General features: G+C 44.0%; 2 protein-coding genes. One reads left to right on the forward strand and one right to left on the reverse strand.

All coding sequences use genetic code 11. The annotated features are described in order from the left end of the window. Positions 1 to 371 precede the first annotated feature (371 nt). Entirely contained in the window at positions 372 to 2,330 is a 1,959-nt protein-coding gene (gene htpG, locus K6C05_RS05825) for a molecular chaperone HtpG (protein WP_296732390.1), read from the forward strand. A gap of 51 nt (positions 2,331 to 2,381) precedes the next feature. Here the strand turns inward: htpG and K6C05_RS05830 are convergent, their stop codons facing one another. Further along, positions 2,382 to 3,233, reverse strand: coding sequence for an AraC family transcriptional regulator (locus K6C05_RS05830; protein WP_296732392.1), 852 nt, complete (start codon positions 3,231 to 3,233; stop codon positions 2,382 to 2,384). Between the last annotated feature and the right edge of the window lie 184 nt (positions 3,234 to 3,417).

A 3,417-nucleotide genomic window follows, 5' to 3' on the forward strand; every position in this document is an offset into this window, starting at 1 on the left:
GCTTTAAGATGTCCCCTTCCTCTTTAGGTGGGGGAAAACAAACTACAACAGCTGGCGAGCATATCTCCCAGCTCGTTGAAACGCTAATTGGAAGATTTTTCTTCTAAAGAAGAAAAATTTGAACAATGGCGTTATAATGAGTAACCTGTGCAGAAATGCACAGGTTTCTTTTTGTCCTGATTGATAATGGGTCATAATGACCGTAACGGGGATTTCTTCAGTGTCACGGTGATACATTCCAAAAGTTTGTTGGAAGCCGGTTGATTTTTTTGACTTTTTGATGTATTATATCTCTTGGGCGTTAGCACTCGGGATAAATGAGTGCTAATAAGATGACTAAACAATAATATTTCTATAAAGGAGTCCTTGATATGGCAAAAGAAACACATGAATTTCAGGCGGAAACAAAAGAGCTGCTGAATCTTATGATTCACAGCATTTATACAAATCATGAAATATTTCTGAGGGAGCTTATTTCCAATGCTTCTGATGCTATCGACAAGCTGCATTTTGCATCCCTGACAGACAAGTCTGTTTTGGAGGGGAATGAGGATTATGAAATCTTCCTGGTACCGGATAAGGATAGTCATACCCTGACTATTTCTGATAATGGTATCGGCATGACCAGGGATGAAGTGGTGGAAAATCTTGGCACCATAGCCAAGTCAGGCACCAAAGCTTTTTTGGAGCAGCTGCAGAAGGAAAAGGAAAATGCCGGTAACCTTGAAATCAGCGATAATCTTATCGGTCAATTTGGTGTAGGTTTTTATTCTGCTTTCATGGTTGCAGAAAAGGTTACCGTGGTAACCCGTAAGGCCGGGGAAAAAGCTGCAGTTCGTTGGGAATCAACAGGTGATGGCTCCTATACCATGGAGGAATGTGATAAGGAGACCAGAGGTACTACCATTACCATCACCCTGGGGAAGGATTTCTATGGTGACAAGGCAGAAGAGAATTTCACTGATACCTGGAATATTCAGAGCCTGGTAAAGAAGTATTCTGATTATGTCCGTTATCCTATCAAGATGAATTTTGAGACTGAGGAAGTTCCAAAGGATGAGGAAGGCAAGGAGATAGAGGGGGCCGAAAAGGTCAAGAAAATTGAGGTTCGCACCCTTAATTCCATGCAGCCTCTTTGGACTAAAAACAAGTCTGATATAACCAAGGAGGAGTACAGCAAGTTCCTTAAGAATCAGTTCCATGAGTGGGAGGAGCCTATGGAGGTATTCCACAACAAGGCTGAAGGTACTGTGGAGTACACTTCCCTGCTGTATATTCCTGCCAAGGCACCATTTAATCTCTATCATACTGATTATGAGCCGGGGATTCAGCTTTATTCCCGCCATGTATTTATTATGGATAAATGCAAGGACCTGCTGCCTGACTATTTGGGCTTCGTAAAAGGATTGGTGGATTCACCTGATCTTTCCCTTAATATTTCCCGTGAGCTGCTGCAGCAGAGCCGTGAGCTGAAGACTATTGGCAAGAATATGGAAAAGACCATTCTGAAGTCATTGGAGAGAAAGCTCAACAAGGACCGTGAAGGCTATGAGAAATTCTGGGCAGAGTTTGGTAAATCCTTGAAAATCGGTATCTATAACAGCATGTTCTCCGGCAATGATATTATCAACAAGCTGAAGGAGCTGCTGCTCTTCGTATCCTCCAAGGAGGGCAAGAATGTATCCCTCAAGGAATATGTTGAGCGTATGCCGGAGAGTCAGAAGAAGATTTACTATGCTACCGGTGTGGACAAGGATACAATTGAAAAGCTGCCACAGATGGAGCTCTTAAAGGAAAAGGGCATTGAGGTTCTCTATCTCCTTGATCCGGTTGATGAGTTTGCAATTGAAGCTATTCGTACCTATGCAGATAAGGAATTCCAGTCCATAAGCCGTGGTGACCTTGACCTTGATGACGCAGAGTCCCAGGAAGTCAAGAAGGAGACCGAGGAGCTGGCCAAGACAAACGATGACCTTATCAAGGACATAAAGGAAGCTCTTTCTGACAAAGTGGCTGAGGTAAAAATCAGCTCCCGTCTGAAATCCAGTGCTGTGTGCCTGGTGGCAGATGCCCAGGGGCCTTCACTGTCCATGGAGCATACCTTTGCGGCTATGGATAACCCGATGTTCAAGGCAAAGCGTATCCTGGAGATTAATCCGCATCATGCCCTCTTTACCCGTCTGCAGGGGCTTCACTCTGCCGGCAAGGATAGCCAGGACTTTAAGGATTATTGTGATTTGCTGTACACTCAGGCCCTTATCATTGAGGGGATAATGCCTGAAAATCCTGTGGATTTTGCTAATAAGATTGCAGAATTGATGGCAAAATAAATCCGGTTATGAAAAAAACTGTGGAAGCTGTTGCTTTCACAGTTTTTTTATTCATCCCTTGCGGTATTCACGGGCCGATACCTTAAACTGTTTTTTAAACTCCCGGGAAAATGATGAGTAATCCCGAAAGCCACACTGGAAGCATATATCCGTTATGGACTGGGTGGTGGTGGACAGCAGTGTCTTTGCCAGTAACAGGCGTTTGCTGTTGATGTATTGGTGGACACTGTAGCCGGTTTCAGCCTTGAATTTCCGCATGAGGTGGTACCGGCTTACAAAAGCGGTGTCAGCTAACATATCCACGGTTAAATCCTCATCCAGGTGTGAATTTATGTATTCCAGCACAAGCTGGATTTTGGGATCGTAGGAGGCCTCGTGAAGTTGCTGCAGCTGGTTGTCCTGCAAGGCCCTGTTCAGCAGGATCATGAATTCTATAAAAAGTATCTCAGTGTAGAGCTGATTGGCAAAGCCCTGCTGGTGGTCAACTCTTTCCAGCTTGTTCATGTGGTAGAGCAGGTCATGCTCGGGCCCTTTGGGCATGTGCATCACGCTGGAGGTTTCCCTGGCCAGTCGAAAACAGTCGGAGAGATTCACATTGTCCTCCCATTGCTCCTGTTGCCAATGGGTGAGAAAATCCTGGGATACATATATTACAATCCTTTCATATAATTTGCCGGGATATGTTACCGGCCGATGAATTTCCCCTGCACTTACAAACAGGATGTCTCTCGGTTTTAATGGATAATTTTTTCCTTCGATGATATATTGGCCTTCACCATTTATAAAAAGGATGATTTTGTGAAAGTCGTGGTAGTGGAAGGGAACCTCCTTCATGGAGGTATCCTTCAGGTGGAAGATACGAAAATGCTGATGTAGATAACCCTTCTTTTTGTATTCTGCCATTTATAGATCCTCCTTTTGCATCCGGTACAATTAAATGGGATTCAGTATAACGAGCTTTAAGATGTCCCCTTCCTCTTTAGGTGGGGGAAAACAAACTACAACAGCTGGCGAGCATATCTCCCAGCTCGTTGAAACGCTAATTGGAAGATTTTTCTTCTAAAGAAGAAAAATTTGAACAATGGCG

The sequence above is a fragment of the Anaerovibrio sp. genome, from assembly GCF_024697385.1.
GTDB lineage: Bacteria > Bacillota > Negativicutes > Selenomonadales > Selenomonadaceae > Anaerovibrio.

What these genes read in the sequence shown, in the direction of transcription:
- htpG (WP_296732390.1), top strand. Translation starts at nt 372, where the DNA reads ATGGCAAAAGAAACACATGAATTTCAGGCGGAAACAAAAGAGCTGCTG.
- K6C05_RS05830 (WP_296732392.1), bottom strand. Translation starts at nt 3,233, where the DNA reads ATGGCAGAATACAAAAAGAAGGGTTATCTACATCAGCATTTTCGTATC.